This is a genomic window from Sulfurimonas sp. CVO, from assembly GCF_009883775.1.
In the GTDB taxonomy this organism is placed as follows: Bacteria; Campylobacterota; Campylobacteria; order Campylobacterales; family Sulfurimonadaceae; genus Sulfurimonas; species Sulfurimonas xiamenensis.
This window is the reverse complement of record NZ_CP033720.1, coordinates 706,608-725,493: the sequence shown is the minus strand read 5'-3', so window position 1 is coordinate 725,493 and position 18,886 is coordinate 706,608. Positions and strand designations below refer to the sequence as shown.

General features: G+C 32.9%; 17 protein-coding genes. 6 read left to right on the top strand and 11 right to left on the bottom strand.

Going from position 1 to position 18,886, the window contains the following annotated elements; translation table 11 throughout:
- Positions 1 to 18 precede the first annotated feature (18 nt).
- The 7 genes from CVO_RS03710 to CVO_RS03680 all read right to left on the bottom strand — a co-directional run bounded on the left by CVO_RS03710 (position 19) and on the right by CVO_RS03680 (position 8,351).
- On the bottom strand, positions 19 to 1,221 hold the full coding sequence (locus tag CVO_RS03710) for a TolC family protein (protein ID WP_159570056.1): 1,203 nt from the start codon (positions 1,219 to 1,221) through the stop codon (positions 19 to 21).
- Positions 1,178 to 2,362 carry an aspartate aminotransferase family protein gene (locus tag CVO_RS03705; protein ID WP_152299499.1) on the bottom strand — a complete coding sequence of 395 codons (1,185 nt, stop codon included), beginning with the start codon at positions 2,360 to 2,362 and terminating at the stop codon, positions 1,178 to 1,180. The genes CVO_RS03710 and CVO_RS03705 overlap by 44 nt, the downstream gene beginning before the upstream one ends.
- Positions 2,359 to 4,095: a molybdopterin-dependent oxidoreductase gene (locus CVO_RS03700; RefSeq protein WP_159570054.1), complete on the bottom strand. Its 1,737-nt coding sequence runs from the start codon at positions 4,093 to 4,095 to the stop codon at positions 2,359 to 2,361. Before CVO_RS03700 ends, CVO_RS03705 begins: the two co-directional genes overlap by 4 nt.
- Positions 4,088 to 4,885 carry a biotin/lipoyl attachment domain-containing protein gene (locus CVO_RS03695; RefSeq protein WP_152299501.1) on the bottom strand — a complete coding sequence of 266 codons (798 nt, stop codon included), beginning with the start codon at positions 4,883 to 4,885 and terminating at the stop codon, positions 4,088 to 4,090. Before CVO_RS03695 ends, CVO_RS03700 begins: the two co-directional genes overlap by 8 nt.
- A gap of 82 nt (positions 4,886 to 4,967) precedes the next feature.
- Complete coding sequence (locus tag CVO_RS03690; RefSeq protein WP_152299502.1) at positions 4,968 to 6,299, bottom strand: sodium ion-translocating decarboxylase subunit beta; 1,332 nt, start codon at positions 6,297 to 6,299, stop codon at positions 4,968 to 4,970.
- Between the two features lie 10 nt (positions 6,300 to 6,309).
- Entirely contained in the window at positions 6,310 to 8,109 is a 1,800-nt protein-coding gene (locus CVO_RS03685) for a biotin/lipoyl-containing protein (protein ID WP_152299503.1), read from the bottom strand.
- Positions 8,110 to 8,117: 8 nt separating this feature from the next.
- A complete protein-coding gene (locus tag CVO_RS03680) occupies positions 8,118 to 8,351 on the bottom strand; it encodes an OadG family protein (protein ID WP_152299504.1) in 234 nt (77 codons plus the stop codon).
- 147 nt (positions 8,352 to 8,498) lie between these two features.
- On the opposite strand from CVO_RS03680, the gene CVO_RS03675 reads away from it, so the two are divergent.
- Together CVO_RS03675 and CVO_RS03670 are read left to right on the top strand one after the other, a co-directional pair.
- The gene (locus CVO_RS03675; protein ID WP_152299505.1) at positions 8,499 to 8,789 is read left to right on the top strand and encodes a DUF3817 domain-containing protein; all 291 of its coding nucleotides are present in this window, start codon (positions 8,499 to 8,501) and stop codon (positions 8,787 to 8,789) included.
- A gap of 50 nt (positions 8,790 to 8,839) precedes the next feature.
- On the top strand, positions 8,840 to 9,145 hold the full coding sequence (locus CVO_RS03670) for a hypothetical protein (RefSeq protein WP_152299506.1): 306 nt from the start codon (positions 8,840 to 8,842) through the stop codon (positions 9,143 to 9,145).
- Here CVO_RS03670 and CVO_RS03665 read toward each other — a convergent pair.
- Both CVO_RS03665 and htpG read right to left on the bottom strand, forming a co-directional pair.
- A complete protein-coding gene (locus tag CVO_RS03665; RefSeq protein WP_159570052.1) occupies positions 9,140 to 9,637 on the bottom strand; it encodes a hypothetical protein in 498 nt (165 codons plus the stop codon). The genes CVO_RS03670 and CVO_RS03665 overlap by 6 nt on opposite strands.
- A 95-nt stretch (positions 9,638 to 9,732) precedes the next feature.
- Positions 9,733 to 11,625: a molecular chaperone HtpG gene (gene htpG, locus CVO_RS03660; RefSeq protein ID WP_159570050.1), complete on the bottom strand. Its 1,893-nt coding sequence runs from the start codon at positions 11,623 to 11,625 to the stop codon at positions 9,733 to 9,735.
- A gap of 236 nt (positions 11,626 to 11,861) precedes the next feature.
- On the opposite strand from htpG, the gene CVO_RS03655 reads away from it, so the two are divergent.
- Both CVO_RS03655 and CVO_RS03650 read left to right on the top strand, forming a co-directional pair.
- Complete coding sequence (locus CVO_RS03655; RefSeq protein WP_152299509.1) at positions 11,862 to 12,692, top strand: universal stress protein; 831 nt, start codon at positions 11,862 to 11,864, stop codon at positions 12,690 to 12,692.
- Positions 12,693 to 12,697: 5 nt separating this feature from the next.
- Positions 12,698 to 13,006 (top strand): hypothetical protein, encoded by a 309-nt coding sequence (locus CVO_RS03650; RefSeq protein WP_152299510.1) that lies wholly within the window; start codon positions 12,698 to 12,700, stop codon positions 13,004 to 13,006.
- Here the strand turns inward: CVO_RS03650 and CVO_RS03645 are convergent.
- On the bottom strand, positions 13,003 to 14,400 hold the full coding sequence (locus tag CVO_RS03645; protein ID WP_159570048.1) for an MBL fold metallo-hydrolase RNA specificity domain-containing protein: 1,398 nt from the start codon (positions 14,398 to 14,400) through the stop codon (positions 13,003 to 13,005). The two genes, CVO_RS03650 and CVO_RS03645, sit on opposite strands and share 4 nt — an antisense overlap.
- Positions 14,401 to 14,559: 159 nt before the next feature.
- Here CVO_RS03645 and abc-f point away from each other — a divergent pair, with 159 nt between their 5' ends.
- Positions 14,560 to 16,497, top strand: coding sequence for a ribosomal protection-like ABC-F family protein (gene abc-f, locus CVO_RS03640; protein ID WP_159570046.1), 1,938 nt, complete (start codon positions 14,560 to 14,562; stop codon positions 16,495 to 16,497).
- Positions 16,498 to 16,512: 15 nt separating this feature from the next.
- Here abc-f and CVO_RS03635 read toward each other — a convergent pair whose 3' ends face one another.
- Entirely contained in the window at positions 16,513 to 17,862 is a 1,350-nt protein-coding gene (locus tag CVO_RS03635; protein WP_159570044.1) for a class II 3-deoxy-7-phosphoheptulonate synthase, read from the bottom strand.
- Positions 17,863 to 18,235: 373 nt separating this feature from the next.
- Here CVO_RS03635 and CVO_RS03630 point away from each other — a divergent pair, with 373 nt between their 5' ends.
- A complete protein-coding gene (locus CVO_RS03630; RefSeq protein ID WP_159570042.1) occupies positions 18,236 to 18,886 on the top strand; it encodes a CvpA family protein in 651 nt (216 codons plus the stop codon).

Sequence of the window (18,886 nt, the reverse complement as noted above, 5' to 3'; positions counted from 1 at the left end):
GCATTTACATTTATGCGCCTAATCATTTTTGTACATCTCATAAAGTGTTAAGAGCTCTAGCTGTTTGTCAAGTTCATATATCTGCACATCACTTTTTTGAATAGCAACAGAATTTTGCAGCAATTCTACATCATACTGTGTTTTATAACCCGCTTGATAAAGCTCTTTTGTATCTGATAATAACTTTTCATAAAGTTCCATATTTTCAACACTAAGCTGTTTTTTTCTCTCAAAATTTTCTATATTTTGCATAACCTGCTCAAAAATTGCTTTTAGCTCTCTTATCTTATCTTCAACAAGCAGTTGTGATTTAAGATAATCAATTTTTGAAGACTCTATATCTCTGAAGGTGTTGATATCCAAAGGCAGATTTACTTTCAACCCAAAATTATAATAATCTTTCTCCTGTGCTGAACCAAACTGATATATGCTATCACTTTTATCCCAGTTGTATCCTGCGGTTATATTCACCTTTGGAAGATATTGTGCCACCGTTACATCTTTGGCATATCTATTTTTTACGATCTCGCTCTCAGACATACCTAAAACTATATTATGCTTTAAAAATTGCTCTTGAGTTAAAATATTTAAATTTGGCACAAATGCATTTTTATAGTTCATATCGCTTATAGCATTAAACTTTGAAATCAATTTCTCTTTGTTTGTTTCTAAATCATAAAGTGCTTGAATCAAAACATTTCTATCAATAATAGCACTGTCTAAAAAGCCAGAATCAAGCTGACCGTTTAAATAATCCTCTTTTTTTTGTGCAAGATTTATCTCAGAATTTTCAATTTGAAGTTTTTGCTTGCTGACTTTTAGATCAATCTGCTTAATCTGCATCAACAAAGAGACAGCATCTTTTACCAACTTTCTTTTTGCAACATCTATAGAATAATCAGAGTAAATTCTAGAAGCCTCGGCGAACTTAATTCCATAGTAGATACCGCCGCTTTGAAAAATCGGCTGATCCATTTTTATAGAAGCGCTCTCAGAAGTTTGCTGCTCACCGTAAGGATCACTTTTTGAGTGCGTATAGTTTAAATTAAGAGGAGCAATCCATGAATCTCGAAGCTTTGAACTCTCAGCTTCATTTTTTTCATAATCATAAATAAACTGCTCTTTTTTGTTTTGCGAAATATAGCTGTCTAACTCTTCATCGCTAAAGAGCAGTGAACTACAAAGAAGTGACAGCGCTATTGAGAGATTTAAAACCTTCATCTACTTCCTTTTTCGTAATTGTTAAAGCCGGTAATAGTCTAAGCGTATCTTTTCCGGCTCTTAAAACTATCACGCCCTCTTCTCTTGCGTTAGAGATTATTTTTGCAAGTGTTTCACCATCTTTTACACGAAGTCCGCACATCATTCCGATTCCGACTTTGGAAGTAAATATATCTTTATGGGCATTATAAAATTTTTCCAGCTCACTATCAAAATACTCTATATTTTTTTGAAGTTCACCGCTCTCATTCATCTCGTTTAATATATCTACAACTTCACATGCTGCTGCCGTACTTAAAAAGTTTCCGCCAAATGTTGAGCCGTGGTCTCCTGCGCTAAAAATATCTTTTAAGGTAGTCATAACGACACCGATTGGAACACCGCCGCCAAGGCCCTTTGCAAGAGTTACAACATCAGGCTCTATATCATAATAGTTTGATGCTAAAAATTTTCCTGTTCTGTAAACTCCGGTTTGCACTTCATCGACAATAAGCAATACATCTTTTGATTTTAAAAATTTTGCCAGCTTTTGAACCGCTTCTTTATCTAGCGGCTGCACACCACCCTCACCTTGAACAAGTTCTATCATAACTGCACAAGTATGCGCATCAACCAAACTCTCAACATGTTCTATGTTTTCTGCATAAACAAATCCATCAGGGTATGGACCAAAATAATTATGCATATAAGCTTGACCTGTAGCCTTTACTGTAGTAATAGTTCTGCCGTGAAAAGAGTGTTGCAGCGTTATCACTTTATATCTTTTTATCTCTCCATCTTTTTCGCCAAATTTTCTTGCTATCTTTATGGCTCCTTCATTTGCTTCCGCTCCGCTGTTTCCGAAAAAACACTTCATATCATAACCGCTGGCCTCTACTATTTTTTGCGCTGCTCTAGCTTGTGGCGCGATATAGTAAAGATTTGAAGTATGTGTAATATTTGAAAGTTGTTTACAAATAGCATCATTTACTCTTTTATTTGCATGTCCAACACTTACAACTGCAATGCCCGAAGCAAAATCAATATATTTTTTACCATTTGCATCAACCAATCTTGCATTATCACCACTTACAAACTCTACATCTGCTCTTGCATATGTAGGTAAAACATATTTTTTATCTAAATCTATAATATTATTCATTTGTTGATTTCTACCTTATTTTCTTGAAATATTGCACTTTTTGTATAAAGAGCATGCTTTGATGTTGTCAAATTATTAACACCTTTTGTGCCGCTATAGATTAAAACACAATCCTTTCGCAAATCATCATTGTGCTTCACCTTTAACTCGACACTGCCTGAAACCGAAGAGACTGTAACTATCTCATCCTCTGAAAATCCCAAAGAACTATGCAGATATACACTATCATCACGATGAAATTGAGAATTTAAACTTACAGGACTCTTGCATGTTATAAGATACATCCCGCTCTCTTCTTCATCTATTTTTGAATCTAATTCATCCAAAAAAACAAATTGAGCATCATCCGTATCAAAACCATCTCTGTAAGGAACTGTTTCTCTATCTTCAACATACCAAAAACCATCTATCTTCTGAACCGCAAATTTTTTAAAATACTTAAGATAAAACTCTTCACTCTCTAACGAAATTCCATACTCTTTGCATAAATAAGCGCTCAAATCATATTCACTGATTCCAACATCACTAGAGATAACTTTAGGCATAAAAGAGATTTTGTTGTGCGAGTATGATGTCCTTATGTCGTTTTTATATAAAAAACTCTTCGCCGGAATAATCAAATGTGCAACTTCACTTGTCTCATTCTCATAAAGTCCAAAATAAACAATATTTTTTACTTTGCTTATAGACTCTTTTACTCTTGTAGTGTCTGGCATTTGAGAAAGCGGATTTGCTCCTTGAATAAATAGAGTTTTAAAATTGCCAAACTCTGTATCTACTTTAGAAACTTTTTTTGATTTTGTAAAAAAAGGAGAAGTTATTCCATCTCTTGATGCACCAAGATAACTTACACCGCAGCCCTCTTTTCCAAAAAGCCCCAGCATTGCAGCAAAAGCATCGATAGCTCTCATAATATCAGCACCGTTACTATATTTTTGTATACCGACGCCGCAAACAATTGCAACTTTTTTATCTTTTATAACTCTAAGAATATCCCCAAGATCACCAAGCGAGACATCTATCTCTTCTAAAACAGCTTTGATTCTTATGTTTTGTGTTAATTCATAATAATCTTCATATTCACTTGCATATTTATCCAAAAACTCTTCATTACACTCATCTTCAATATAGAGAAAACGACTAAGCAACATTGCTAAAAAAATATCAGTATGAGGTTTTAACTGAATGTGGATATCAGCAATCTTAGCGATTTTTGTCTTTACAGGGTCGATAACAATAACAGTTTTATTTTTTATAAGTGGCAAAATATGACTGGATGTCGTATGCGGATTTCTTCCCCAAAATATAACTACATCAGATTTTACAATCTCAGTAATTGGCATATTTTTATTGCTGCCTCTTCCCTCTACTATTCCGGCCTCCCCTGCTCCGTCACAAAGGGTTCCTTCAGTCAGTACCGCACCATAAGAAGCAAAAAAGTGATCTGTCACCTCTTGCATCAAAGCAAAATTTGCATTTCCTCTATAGTGCAAAATCTCATCTTTTTCACTCTCTTCTATCATCTCTTTAAGAGTTTGCAATGCTTCAGGCACAGAGATCTCTTTGCCATTATATCGTGGTTTTTCTATAAATTTATTTTTATGAAAATGATTTAAATGCGGGCACAAAAAACCTTGCGTATAACCATTTTTCAAACCTTTTAATTTACCATTTTCGTAAACAATTTCACATGCATCATAACAATCTAATGGACATGCGGTAATACTACTCATCTCTTAGTTCTACTTTAACAAGTTTTGAAAATAACTTTGGTGATTTTATAATAATCTGAGCCATATATTTGGATATATTTTTACTATCTGCAATATTTAAAAGTCTTGAAATGTTATATGATGTTTTTTTATCATCTATATAGATAACTTTTTCTTTTGAATTGATTACATCAGGTTCATCTAGATATATTGTAAGCAGTGCTTTTGAAACATCAGCTACTTTTGCCAAAGGAGCTGCTACACTGACAACTTGACCCGGTTTTACAAGCATTTCATAGAGCACAAAATTCTCTGCAACTAAATTTTTATCTTTAATACTTCTCTCAAGCTGCGCTATTCTTAATTTTAAATCTGAAATTTGAACTTTTAAATTTTGAATCTCTTTTTTTGTATTTAAGTATAAGTTTTCACTTGTTATCAAATCATAAAACTCTTTATCTTTTTCAACAGATGATTTAAATTTCAAAGGCTCTATTTTTCTATAATTTTCTCTTTTTTTCACAAGAGAATCTTCAAGGTTTACTAAAACAGCTTCGTTTATCTCTAAACTGTTTTTTGTATACATTAATTTTTCTTTTGTTAATTTAAGTTCTTTTTCATCAATTTCAGAATCTATTTTAATATATGGCTCAGCAGAAAGTTTTTTGCCTATTAAATTTTCATCAGCATAAACAATTAATCCAGATACATTTGAAGATATACTTCTCATTTCAAATGGTTCAACCTTGGCATAATAAACTTTAGCATATGAGAAACTAAACAGTAAAAAAAGTAGAGCAAATATTTTCATTATAAACACCTTTTATATTTTTATAAGGTTACCCGTAAACATGTAATATTTTTTTTAATATTACATGTTATCGAAAGTTTAATTACTGAAACAGTGAAATAAGAACACCAGCTGCAACAGCTGAACCGATAACACCGGCAACATTTGGGCCCATCGCATGCATTAGAAGCATATTTGAGCGATCATATTCCATACCAACTTTGTTAGATACGCGAGCCGCCATAGGAACAGCAGAAACACCTGCAGAACCAATAAGCGGATTTATCTTGTTTCCAGGAAAGAGATTCATAATCTTAGCCATAATAACACCCGCAGCTGTTCCTGCAGAAAATGCCACTATACCAAGCGCTAATATAGCTAAAGTATCTGCAACTAAAAACTGATCTGCGGCTAGTTTTGAACCAACGGCTAGTCCTAAAAAGATAGTAACTATATTGATAAGCGCATTTTGCATTGTATCTGAGAGTCTGTCAACAACACCGCTCTCTTTAAGGAAGTTACCAAACATAAACGCACCAATAAGAGGCGTTGCATCAGGAAGAACTAAGATAGCAAGCACTAAAACCATAATAGGAAAAACCAATTTCTCTAAACGAGATACATGACGCATAGTACTCATCTTGATTCTTCTTTCAGCATCTGTTGTAAGTGCCTTCATAATAGGAGGCTGAATAATCGGAACCATTGCCATATATGAGTAGGAAGCAACCGCAATAGCACCTAAAAGTTCAGGAGCGAGTTTTGTCGCTATAAATATAGAGGTCGGACCGTCAGCTCCTCCGATAATCGAGATGGCAGAAGCCTGCTGAAGCGTAAAGTCAAAAAGAGGCGTATACTGAGCAAGAGCAACAGCTCCGACAAGTGTTCCAAAGATACCAAACTGTGCAGCACCACCAAGAAGTGCAGTCTTAGGGTTTGAAAGCAGTGGACCGAAGTCGGTCATGGCACCTACTCCCATAAATATCAAAATAGGAAAAAACTGATTTGCCAAACCCATCTCATACATAATACCCAAGAAACCGTCATGTCCTGCAATTCCTGCAATAGGAATGTTTGCCAAAAGTCCGCCAAAACCTATTGGAAGAAGGAGGAGAGGCTCAAAACCTTTTGCTATTGCAAGATAAAAGAGTAAAAATGTTATTAAAATCATAATAATTCTACCCCATGATTTATGAAAATCACTCATTGTCTCGCCATGAGAGCTTAATTCATTTGGATTTGGATTTACAAGAGCACTCACCCCTGTAGATTCTAAAAATCCATCAATCATTTCTAGAAAAGGTTTGGCATGATAAGTTTCGTTTTTAGTAGCCGTTGCATCAACTAATGTATCAGCTGAAATCGTAGAAGCAAAAACAGTGTTAAAACTAAAAAGCAAAAACAGCGTGACAATTTTTATTACATTTTTTTTCATTTATATTATCCTAGCCTAGCACTGCTACGACTTGACCTTCTACTACTTTATCATTTGTAGCAACATTGATTGTTTTAACGACACCACCTTTAGGTGCTACAACATCAATCTCCATTTTCATAGATTCTAAAATCATAATAACATCTCCTTCATTTACACTTTGTCCCGGATTTGCAACAATTTTCCAAACATTTCCTGGTAGTAATGCTTTAATATCTAAACTATTGCCTGATGATGGAGCAGCTTTTGGCTTTGGAGGCTCTATGCTCTCTCCATCTACCGCTGTAACTTGAATATCTGCATCACCCTCTGCAACTTGAACACTAAATTTTTGACCATCTACTACTACTGTATAACTTCCACTACCCATTTTTGAACTTCCTTCTTCTTCTTTTTTCATATTTGATTTTTTACGAACATTTAGTTCACCTTCTCCTTTTAAGAAGGTGATACCCTTGTCTTGACAAGCTGCTGCAATAAAAATATTTTCTTCGGTTATCTCAATATTTTCTTCTTTTAATTTGTTTATCCATGTATTTAATGACTTACTTTCATCAGCATTTGCCAAATCTATAGCTTTTTCAGTTGTAGGCGGCAAGCCTAACTTCTCAGAAGCTATCTTAACAATTTCAGGATCAGGCGCAACTGGAGTTTTGCCAAAATATCCAAGCACCATTTTTCCATATCCAGGAGCTATTGCATTCCATGGACCTTGCATAACATTATTAAGTGCTTGTTGAAAATAAAATTGTGACACAGGAGTTACAGATGTCCCATATCCCCCTTTTTCTACAACTTCAGTCATTGCAGCAATAACTTCCGGAAATTTATCCAACATACCGTTATCGCGCATCATTTGAGTATTCGCTGTAAGCGCACCGCCCGGCATTGGAGAGAATGGAATAATAGGAGAAACCATTGTTGCTTCAGGAGGCATAAAATAATCAGACAAACAGTTTTGAAGCTCTTTTTCATAGGTAAGAATTTTACTGATTTCTAATCCGCCAAGATCATAATCCATACCTTTAGTAGCATGAAGCATTGTTAAAATATCTGGTTGACTTGTTCCGCCGCTTACAGGTGCTGCAGCCATATCTATTCCATCAACACCTGCCTCTAAAGCAGCCATATACGCTGCAACTGACACTCCAGCCGTTTCATGTGTATGAAGTCTTAAGTGTGTTCCCTCAGGTATTAATTGTCTTGCCATTTGTATAGTTTCAAAAACTTTTTGTGGATTTGAAGTACCTGATGCATCTTTAAAACAGATGCTGTCATAAGGTATTCCGCTATCTAATATTTCTCTAAGTGTTTTTTCATAAAATTCTACAGTATGCGCACCATAACATCCCGGAGGCAAATCCATCATAGTTACTACTACTTCATGTTTTAAACCATGATGCGTAATTCTTTGAGCTGAATATTTCAAATTTTCTACATCATTTAAAGCATCAAAATTTCTAATAGTTGTTGTACCATGCTTTTTAAACATTTTTGCATGTAAGTCTATTAATTCTTTAGAACCAGTATCCAACATTACAGTATTAACACCACGAGCTAAAGTTTGAAGATTTGCATCAGGTCCTACAATCTCACGAAATCTGTCCATCATTTCAAATGCATCTTCTCTTAAATAGAAATACAAAGACTGAAATCTCGCACCACCCCCAAATTCGAAATGGTTGATTCCGGCAGTTTTCGCAGCTTCTACAGCCGGAAAAAAATCATTCATCAATACACGACCACCGAACACTGACTGGAAACCATCTCTAAAAGTTGTGTCCATTATATCTATAAATTTTTTAGCCATACTAATCCTTAACTTTCTCTATGAAATTTAATTGCTGCTGTTATAGCTGCAACGATTTTTTTTTGCTTATCTTGAAGACTTGATTCTGAATTACTATTGCTTGGTTGAACTTCGGGAAAATATCTATGTATAATTTTTGACATCATAGCTATCAAAAATATTAGGATTGCAAGAAACAAAAATACTGCTCCCATCCCTACACCCATAAATTTTAAACCCTCTAATACAAGGTTAGTATCCATATTCATATACCTTTTCTTTCATATTTCGCGCATATTGTATTATATTAATGTTTAAAAAGGCTTGTTGCTCTTTTTTAAATTATGACAAAGAGCTAAATTGTTACTTTTTGATTATATAATTCATAAAAAATTTCTATAGGACAAGCTGTGAAAAATGAAAATGTAGTAAAATTTGGGCGGATAAATACAATAGAAGGATACTCCTATTTAGCACTCGTTTTTATAGCAATGCCGATGAAATACTTTATGGATATACCTCTGGCAGTAAAAGTAGTAGGCATGATTCACGGAATACTTTTTATACTTTTTTGTATCCTTTTAGTAAGAGCATGGTATGAAGCAAAATGGCCATTTAAAAAAAATATACTGTTTTTTATAGCCTCTCTTGTACCGTTTGGAACCTTTTTTACAAAAGCTACAATAAAAACTTATGAATAAAAAAGTTTTTTTGCGTTAAAATAATTGGATTAAATAAGAGAGGAATTTTTATGATTGCCGGAATAAATGAACAAGATTTTATCGCATATATTATATTTGGTCTTATGATGAATTTTGTTTTTTCCATAATATTTGGTGTTTATCTTAGTAAAAATATAGGCATGCAGGAGATGATTAGAAACAAGGGTAATAAAGAGCAACCATTACTTGTTAGTCTTAGTCTTTTTATTCCATATGCAAAAATGCTAATTACTCTTTACAGAGTTGCAGTATTACAAATATTCTTTTTAAACAAAGGCTATACACATAAAGATTTTTGGATTTATATGACTACAGATCGATTAAACAAATTATAAAAAATTTTTAGCTTTAATCAAATTTAGTGTTTCATAAGCACATAGCGGATTTAATTTAATTGCAGTTATTTCTAAAGCTTTAATATATATCTCTAAAGATTCTAAGTCATTTTCATTCATTATTAATTTCAATAATTTTTCCGCATCTTTGATATGAAGATTTCTAGCAACACCTAAATTTTTATGTGCTAAATTTTGAATATTTATATAATTTAAAGGTCTGTTTTCTAGTTTATTTTTTTTAAGTTCTTGAATATGTTTATAAAAAAATATTGTTGATTTTAAAATTTGTATAACATAATCTTCAATAAGTTCATTAATAATTTCCTCTTCTAAAGAGAGCTCGTTAACCGCTTCGTTAATCTGGTAACAATAGCTAGATATTTTTAAATCTGAAAGATTTTTTTCAAGAAAAGAGTCACCTTCACTTAATAATTTATCAATATTATTGCAAAGCTGAGTGTCTTGTATGTTTTTTAAACTATTATTCATAATAATAAAATATCATAATTTTGTTTTATTACTTTAATCATTAATAAAAAAAATATTTAAACAAATTATGAGTGCTACAAATGCACTCATAATGATTATATTGCTTTTGAAATAATTCTATTTAATCTTGAAATAAAATCTGCAGTATCCTCAAGTTCTACTCCGTCAAAAAGTTTTGCTTGATCAAGCAATACATGAGCAGCATCATAAATAAGATTTTGATCTGCAGAATCTTTTAATTTTATAATTAATTCATGCTTTGGATTTATCTGTAAGATCGGAGCCGGAGCCGAGGCTCCTGTATCTTGTCCCATCTGTTTCATCATTTTAGCCATCATATAGGCTGGATCTTCTTTATCTTCTTTTAATTTTACTGGGGAATCAACTAAATCAAAAGTTGTTTCGACAGATTTTACATTATCACCTAAAATGTCTTTAAGCTCTTTAGTCAACCCTTCAAAAGTTTTAGATGTCTCCTCTTCAGCTTTTTTCTCCTCTTCACTCTCTTCAAATTTTGCGTCACTAACATGTACAAATTTATACTCTTTATACTCCGTTATCATCGGGAAAATAATGGTATCAACCTCTTCATTTAAAATTAATACATCGATGTTGCGAGACTTAAATCTCTCAAGCGCCGGAGAATTTTTAAGCATTGAGAGTGAAGTTTTGCCTGTAATATAATAGATCTCTTTTTTCTCTTCATCCACATTTTTCAAAAAATCCTCAAACATTACCATCTCATTAGATTCAAGCGTATTAAATTTCATCAGTTCAAGGATTTTTTCACGATTGCCGTAATCGCTGTAGAGCCCCTCTTTTAAAACATTTCCAAACTCTTTAAAAAATGTACTATATTTTTCTTTATCGTTTTTAGCAATCTTTGCAAGTTCTGAGAGCACTTTTTTTACTGAAGCATTTCTAATCTTTGCCATTACAGCATTTGATTGTAAAATCTCTCTTGAAACATTAAGAGGCAGATCTTTCGAGTCAATCACACCGCGCAGGAATCTCATATATGTCGGCATAAGCTCTTTTTCATCATCTGTAATAAAAACGCGATTTATATAAAGTTTGATACCTGTTTGATAATCCACTCTGTAGAGATCCATAGGCGCTTTAGATGGAATGTAAAAAAGTGTTGTATACTCTATAGCACCCTCTGCTTTATTATGCATCCATGCAAGAGGCTCTTCTGAAGAGTGTGCAATTGTGCTATAAAAATCTTTATACTCCTCATCTTTTATCTCACTTTTTGAGATTGTCCAAAGAGCATTTGCACGATTGATTTGAACATTTTCTATCTCATTTTTTGATGGTTCTATCTCATTGCCCTCATCATCTTTTTTTGCAGGAATATACTTCTCTTTATCCATAAAGATAGGAAATGGAATGTGATTTGAATACTTTTTAATGATATTTTCGATTCTATAGCTATCTAAAAACTCTTCATCATCTTCATTTAGATACATAACGATTTGAGTACCGTGACCCTCCATAGAAGCATCTTCTATATCAAATTCGCCATCACCTTTGCTTGTCCACAAATATGCCTTATCTTCACCCGCTTTTTTTGTCGTAACCTCTACTTTATGCGCAACCATAAAACAAGCATAAAAACCGACACCAAACTGACCTATAAGATTAGAATCTTTTTTTTGATCCCCTGTAAGATTTTCTAAAAAGGCTTTTGTTCCTGATTTTGCGATTGTACCTAAGTTGTTCATTAGGTCTTCTTCATTCATACCGATACCGCTGTCTTTTATTGTTAGTGTTTTTGTTTCTTTATCTACAACAATATCGATACGAGGTGAAAAAGCAATCCCTTTGTATGCATCATCTGTTAAAACAAGCATATTTAACTTATCAAGTGCATCTGACGCATTTGAGATCAATTCACGAATAAATATCTCTTTGTTTGAGTAGAGTGAATGTATCATAAGATTTAATATTTGATTTGCTTCTGTTTGAAATTGATGTTTTGCCATCTTTTTTATCCTTTAAGTTAAATAATTTTCATGATTTTAACAAAAAAAAGTTAATAGTTACAAATCAAATCAATATTATTTAGTCCGGTAGACTAAAGTTATTTTAGTCTGATTTTTTATTTACCCAAACAAAAACAAATTTAATTTTATTTATTAATATAACTAAAATTTTGATAGAAATTAGTTATAATTATCATGAAAACAGCTATAAAAATTATTTAAAATGAAGAGTTAATATGAAAAAATTCATAATATTGGTACCCATTGATTTTTCAAAAAGTAGTTATGTAGTTTTAAAAAAAACACTTAATTTTGCTAAAAAAAAAGATGCAGATATTCATATAGTTCATGTAGTTGAAAATCCGTTATTTTTAAAACAGATAGATTTAGATTCTATCAAAGAGAGTACTTTTAGAGAGTTAAGCAAAGATTTTCCTCTCTTAAAAAAAGAGAATTATCATTGTATAAGCGGTAAAATAAAAGTTGAGATAAACAACACGGCAAAAATATTGGATGCTGATATGATTATCATGGGCAAAAGCGGTGAAACTCATTTTCTTAATGAACTTTTTATGGGTTCAAGTACAAAAGAGATAGTCAATTACGCACAAATTCCTGTTTTAGTTGTAAAAAGTGATCATAATCTTGAATATCAAAATATTTTAGTATTGACAGACTTATCAAATGATTCTGCAAAAGCCATAAGAGAAATTATCAAAATTTTTTCAAATTCACATATAAAACTTTTGAATCTTTTTTCTCCTCCTCTTGACAATAAAATAGACATATATGGGTTTAATGAAGAAGATCTTCTTCAATATCAATCTGATCTAGAAAAAAAATCTCAAAAAAAAATAGATGCATTTTTAGACTCTTTAGCGTTACCAAAAAATATAAACATTTCAGCATCTGCTAAAAAAAGTTCTTTAAGCCCTAAATCTTTTAAAGAAGAGATGGCTGATATTAATTTTGACTTGATAGCAATCCATGCAGTACAAAATAATGTAAGCTTTTTTGCTTTTGATATTTTAGAACACTCAGATGTTGATGTTTTTATTGTAAAATAAAAAAAATGCAAGAAGAATTTATAGAATTAATAGAATCAACACCAAAACTTTACTCAAAAAAATGCAAATTGATCTCTTTTATGTTGAGACTTTTTTTACAATATACAATATTTTTATCAGCTTTAACAGCATGGTATCTTTATGACTTTTTTTTAGCTTTGCTGACATTAGTTTTAACTTTTATTATTATAGGCATCATCCGTTCAAAATTGAGAAACAGTGCTATCCCTTTCTCTCAGCGAGAGTACCATTACAGCGATAAAGAGATAGCTGATTGGTACAGCGCCAAAGAGCTATGCTATGAAGCCCGTTAAAGAGTTACCGGAACTACTGTTTTCATTATATGACTATCATATCCCAACTCATTTTTTATAGCATCTGCAAAAATCTCCATTTTATCACTCTCACCGTGAATCAAGTAGATATTTTTTAAATTTTTAACAGGTCTGATCCAGTCAATAAGATCACTTTGATCTGCATGAGCCGAGAAACCGTTAATTGTATAGATTTTTGCTTTTGAAACAATATCTTCTCCATAAATTTTAACCATTTTTTGACCATCTACAATGCTTCTTCCCAATGTTCCTTCAACTTGAAATCCAACAAAAATAACTGCATTTTTTGAATTCCAAAGTCTATGTTTAAGATGATGCATAATACGCCCACCTGTACACATACCACTTCCCGCAATTATTATAGAGCGCTCTTTTACTTTATTTATTGCCATAGATTGATCTCTTGTAGTAGTAGATTCAAGCCAAGCAAATGAAAATGGATCATTGCCATTTCCGGAGGAATACTCAAGCTCGTCACTTAAATGGCCAGGATACTTATTGTAAAGTTTTGTTGCTTTTATAGCAAGCGGGCTGTCTAAAAAAACGCGGCATTTTGGCAGTTCACCGTTGTCATGCATTTCATGAAGCAGCCACAATATCTCCTGTGTTCTTTCTAAAGCAAAAGATGGGATAAGAATATTGCCTTTTTGTTTAAGCGTTGTAATAACTGCCTCTTTAAACTCAGCTACGCTCTGTTCTAAAGGTTTATGCTTACGATCTCCGTATGTAGACTCTATAAAAAGAGAATCTGCTTCATCAATTTTATTGTGCTCATCAATTATAAGTCTCTCTGCAGAACCGATATCTCCTGAAAACACCACACGCTTATGCTGATTTTCTTCTTGATAATCAATCATAACGAAGGCGCTGCCCATAATATGTCCGGCATTGCCCAAGGATACTCTTATATGTTGTTTTAATTTGTGCTCTTCAAAATAATTTAGCGTACACCATTTCTTAGCAAAAACTTCTTTTACATCATCTTTAGTGTAAAGAGGTTCCATTACACTCTCCTCTTCTCCGCGTCTGCGTGCTTTTTTGCTTATTGTTTTAAACTCTTCATATAATATACCCGCACTATCAAGAAGCATTATTTTTGCAATATCACGAGTAGCTTTTGTTGCTATTATCCTTCCTTTAAATCCATCTTTGAAAAGTTTTGGCACTCTTCCGATATGATCAAGATGCGCATGTGTTAAAATAAGATAATTTATTTTTGAGGGTTCAAACCCAAAAGGCTCATAATTTCTCTTACTGCCGCCATCTCCTTGAAACATACCACAATCAATTAAAATATTTATAGAGCCTATTTTAAGCAAATGACAAGAACCCGTCACTGTTTGCGCCGCCCCATATGATGTTACTTTTGCCATAATTAATCCTTTTATAACTGCAATTATTTGATTATATTTTAAATTTGTAAATTTTGTGGTTAATATTGTTTTTTATTGGCAAAAAACCAACTATAATGAAACTTATACTATAATTCATTTTATTATAAAACTAACTAACAGGAAAAATAAAAAATATAAATGGCACTTATTGATCTACTAAACATATCAAAACATTATGAAGCACAAAAAATTTTAACTGATATAAATTTTCATATAGATGAAGGGGAGAGAGTTGTAATAATCGGTAAAAACGGAAGCGGAAAATCCACTCTTATGAAGATTATTAACGGAACTCTTGAACAAGACGCCGGTGAGAGAATTATCAGACAAAATTTAGAGGTTAAAATGCTCGCGCAAAAACCTCATTTTAAAGAGACAGACACTGTAAGAGAGGCTGTTGAAGCGGGTTTGGATGAATTAAACAGGGCAAAAGAGAAATATAATGAACTCTCTCTGCTTTTAGCTGATGATTTTGAGAATAGACTTCTTATTGATGAACATGAAAAACTCTCCCGCTACATTGAACATCATAATGCTTGGAATTTAGATGATAAAATAGAGAGAATAATCCAACATTTTGATCTTAAACAGTATGAACATAAACTTGTTACTATGCTAAGCGGCGGGGAACAAAGAAGAGTTGCTCTTGCTTCGCTGCTTCTTCAAAAACCAGATATTTTACTCCTAGATGAGCCTACAAATCATCTTGATGTATATATGGTTGAATTTTTAGAAGATTTGCTTTTAAAAGAGAGATTTACCCTTGTTTTTATCTCGCATGACAGATATTTTATAGACAAAATAGCCACAAAAAGTGTTGAAGTTGAAGATTGCTCCTTAAGAGAATATAGCGGAGGATACAGCAACTACTTAACACAAAAAGAGGAGTATATGCGAACTCTGCAAAAACAGCATGAAAATCTTTTAGATATACTCAAAAGAGAAAATGAGTGGTTTGCAAGAGGCGTAAGAGCTAGACTTAAAAGAAATGAAGGTCGTAAAGAGAGACTTATGGCTCTAAGAGAAGAAGCAAAAACGAATCCTTCTAAGATTCGAAAAATGTCTCTTGAACTAGAGCGTGAAGCAAAACATTTCAATCGCGACAAAAGCGTAAACAGACAAAAGATGCTCTTTGAAGTGGAAAATCTTGGAATCAAACTTGGAGATAAAGAGCTTTTAAAAAATTTCAGTACTAGAATTCTTCAAAAAGATGTTATAGCTATCGTCGGACCAAACGGAAGCGGAAAATCAACGCTTTTAAAAGTTCTTTTAGGAAGAATCAAGCCGACAAGCGGAATTATAAAAAGAGGCGAATTCAAGATAGGCTATTTTGATCAACACCGCGAAATGCTCGACGATGATAAAAACCTTATAGAAACTTTTTGTCCGCATGGCGGTGATCGTGTAAATGTCCGCGGTCGTGATATGCATGTATTTGGATATCTAAAAAACTTTCTCTTTCCACGGGAGTTTTTAGATAAAAAGATAGGCGTGTTAAGCGGAGGAGAAAAAAATCGTATAGCGCTCGCCCTGCTCTTTACAAAAGATGTCGATATTCTTATCCTGGATGAGCCGACAAATGATCTGGATATTCCGACTATCAATATTTTAGAAGAGCAGCTTACTCACTTTAGCGGAGCTGTTATTATCGTTAGTCACGATAGATATTTTGTAGACAAAATTGCAAAAAAACTCTTTATTTTTAAAAACGACAAGCATATAGAGGAGAGTTACCAAAACTATTCAGAGTATTTAGAGCTAGAAAAAGAGCTAAAAGAACTCGACGAAATGGAAAAAGAGAGTAAAAAAATAGAACCTAAAACAAAAGAGAGTAAGCCAAAAGAGCTAAAACTTACTTTTAAAGAAAAGATTGCATTAGAAAAACTGCCCGAAGAGATAGAGTCTATTGAAACACAAATAGAAGAAAAAAACAGCTGCTTGGCAGATCCTTTATGTTATCAGGATATAGGCATAACACAACTTGCAAAAGAGCTAGAAGAACTTAAAAACATATATGAAAAAAAAGTTGAAGAGCTTTTAAATATTCAAGAAAAAGAGGAAAAGATAAATAGCTAACGCATTATGCATTAGCTATTTTTGAGCTTCTTTAAGAGTATCGGCAATTAAAAAAGCCAACTCTAAAGCTTGATTTGCATTTAAACGAGGGTCGCAGTGCGTGTGATAACGAGAAGATAAATCCTCTTCAGTTACAATAAATGAGCCGCCTATACACTCAGTTACATTTTTGCCCGTCATTTCCAAATGAACACCACCGGCAAATGTACCCTCAGCTTTATGAACTTGAAAGAACTGTTTCATCTCTCTAAGAATAGCATCAACAGGACGCGTTTTAAAGTTATTTGATGATTTGATTGTATTTCCATGCATCGGATCACAACTCCAGAGAACTTTTTTACCTTCTCTCTCAACAGCACGGATAAGTTTTGGCATGCCCTCAGCAACTTTATCCGCTCCCATTCTTACAATAACATTTAAGCGTCCTGCCTCATTATTTGGGTTTAAAATATCGCAAAGTCTTACCAAATCTTCAGGGTTCATTGTCGGTCCCGCTTTCACACCTATAGGATTATGAATTCCTCTCATATACTCTATATGTGCACCATCAAGTTGACGGGTTCTATCGCCTATCCACAACATATGAGCGGAAGTATCATACCAATCTCCCGTAATAGAATCTTTTCTTGTAAATGCCTCTTCATACGGTAATAAAAGTGCTTCATGAGAGGTGTAAAAATCAGTTTCACGCAAAGTTCTCTGCGTTTTAGATGTAATTCCGCATGCTTCCATAAACTTTAAAGATTTACTAATCTCTTCAGCTAAATCTTCATATTTTTTATTTATTTCACTTTGATGAGCAAAATCCAAATTCCATTGATGCACTTTATGCAAATCAGCCATACCGCCTGAAGCAAATGCGCGAACTAAATTGAGCGTTGCCGCTGATTGATTATAAGCTTTAATCATTCTTTGAGGATCTGGAGTTCGTGCTTCTGGTGTAAAATCAACGCCATTTATAATATCACCGCGATAAGAGTCCAGCGTTACACCATTGATAGTTTCAGTATCGCTAGAGCGTGGTTTTGCGAACTGACCACCTAAGCGTCCAACTTTAACTACAGGAAGACCCCCTGCATAAGTCATAACCACTGCCATTTGCAAAACTGCTTTGAATGTATCACGAATACCGTCTGCATGAAATTCGCTAAAACTCTCAGCACAATCACCGCCTTGAAGTAAAAAAGCATTCCCCTCAACAACATTAGCCAATTGACTTTTAAGCGAGCGTGCTTCACCTGCAAAAACAAGCGGCGGATAATTTTTTAATTCAGCTAAAACATCGCTTAATTCATCCATGTTTGGATAAGTCGGCTGTTGCACAATAGACTTTTGTCTCCAGCTAGAAGGGGTCCAAATACTCATAATAAAACCTTTTTTTTAAAATACAACTCAATAATTTTTTTGTTATTTTACCTTATAATACCTAAAATAGCACTGATTAGAATTTTTTGATTACCATAAAAGCTTTTTTTTATGGTTAAAAATGTATAATGCACTACATTTTTTTATGGATTTAACAGCATCCAAAAAAATTTAAATATATAAACAGCAAAACTAAAACAGTTTAATAGACAAACATTACAAAAATATAACAAAAAGATATAAACTTGAAAACTTTAACTGCTAATTTTCTTAAAAATACCAAATTCGAAAACTTATTTATTTCAACAATCAACAAAACTTTCTCCACTTTCAAAAACAGTAATCAAAACACTATCTTTAAGGTGATAAAATAATGGAATTTAGTTATTTTGATATTATCGTTTCAATTGTTGTTCTTTTCTTAGGACTTAAAGGAATCATAAACGGATTTTTTAAAGAGTTATTCGGTCTTTTAGGCATTATAGGAGGTATATTTGTAGCTTCTCGTGTTGGAGATAAAGCAGGCCAGCTTATAAGTGATTCTATTTTTAAATTTGAAAACAGTGCAGCTATTAATTTTACAGGTTTTTTAGTTACACTTTTTCTCTTCTGGCTCTTTATGATTGGAGTAGGATTGATATTTAAAAAATTAAGTTCACTGAGCGGACTTGGAATTTTTGATAAAATCTTAGGTTTTGTGTTTAGTGTAAGCAAATTTTTTCTTATTGCCGCAGTCATAGCTTATGCTGCTTATAACATTAAAGCTATAAAAACAAATCTTGACTCTATTATGCAAAAAAGTGTGATTTTTCCGATATTAATCAAAACGGGCAGTGTTATTATGAAAATAGATCCTGTGAAAATTTCTAACGATATAAATAAAACCATAGACAAGGGTACAGATATAATGCAAAACAGTATTGATGAAACTCTGCAAAATTCTACATTGGAAATTTTAGAAGATACAAAGAAAAAATTAGATAAAAATGAAGAACAAAATTTATCTGAAGAAGAGAATAAATAA

What these genes read in the sequence shown, in the direction of transcription:
- CVO_RS03710 (WP_159570056.1), bottom strand. Translation starts at nt 1,221, where the DNA reads ATGAAGGTTTTAAATCTCTCAATAGCGCTGTCACTTCTTTGTAGTTCA.
- CVO_RS03705 (WP_152299499.1), bottom strand. Translation starts at nt 2,362, where the DNA reads ATGAATAATATTATAGATTTAGATAAAAAATATGTTTTACCTACATAT.
- CVO_RS03700 (WP_159570054.1), bottom strand. Translation starts at nt 4,095, where the DNA reads ATGAGTAGTATTACCGCATGTCCATTAGATTGTTATGATGCATGTGAA.
- CVO_RS03655 (WP_152299509.1), top strand. Translation starts at nt 11,862, where the DNA reads ATGAAAAAATTCATAATATTGGTACCCATTGATTTTTCAAAAAGTAGT.
- CVO_RS03645 (WP_159570048.1), bottom strand. Translation starts at nt 14,400, where the DNA reads ATGGCAAAAGTAACATCATATGGGGCGGCGCAAACAGTGACGGGTTCT.
- CVO_RS03685 (WP_152299503.1), bottom strand. Translation starts at nt 8,109, where the DNA reads ATGGCTAAAAAATTTATAGATATAATGGACACAACTTTTAGAGATGGT.
- abc-f (WP_159570046.1), top strand. Translation starts at nt 14,560, where the DNA reads ATGGCACTTATTGATCTACTAAACATATCAAAACATTATGAAGCACAA.
- CVO_RS03695 (WP_152299501.1), bottom strand. Translation starts at nt 4,885, where the DNA reads ATGAAAATATTTGCTCTACTTTTTTTACTGTTTAGTTTCTCATATGCT.
- CVO_RS03670 (WP_152299506.1), top strand. Translation starts at nt 8,840, where the DNA reads ATGATTGCCGGAATAAATGAACAAGATTTTATCGCATATATTATATTT.
- CVO_RS03680 (WP_152299504.1), bottom strand. Translation starts at nt 8,351, where the DNA reads ATGGATACTAACCTTGTATTAGAGGGTTTAAAATTTATGGGTGTAGGG.
- CVO_RS03635 (WP_159570044.1), bottom strand. Translation starts at nt 17,862, where the DNA reads ATGAGTATTTGGACCCCTTCTAGCTGGAGACAAAAGTCTATTGTGCAA.
- CVO_RS03665 (WP_159570052.1), bottom strand. Translation starts at nt 9,637, where the DNA reads ATGAATAATAGTTTAAAAAACATACAAGACACTCAGCTTTGCAATAAT.
- htpG (WP_159570050.1), bottom strand. Translation starts at nt 11,625, where the DNA reads ATGGCAAAACATCAATTTCAAACAGAAGCAAATCAAATATTAAATCTT.
- CVO_RS03630 (WP_159570042.1), top strand. Translation starts at nt 18,236, where the DNA reads ATGGAATTTAGTTATTTTGATATTATCGTTTCAATTGTTGTTCTTTTC.
- CVO_RS03690 (WP_152299502.1), bottom strand. Translation starts at nt 6,299, where the DNA reads ATGAAAAAAAATGTAATAAAAATTGTCACGCTGTTTTTGCTTTTTAGT.
- CVO_RS03650 (WP_152299510.1), top strand. Translation starts at nt 12,698, where the DNA reads ATGCAAGAAGAATTTATAGAATTAATAGAATCAACACCAAAACTTTAC.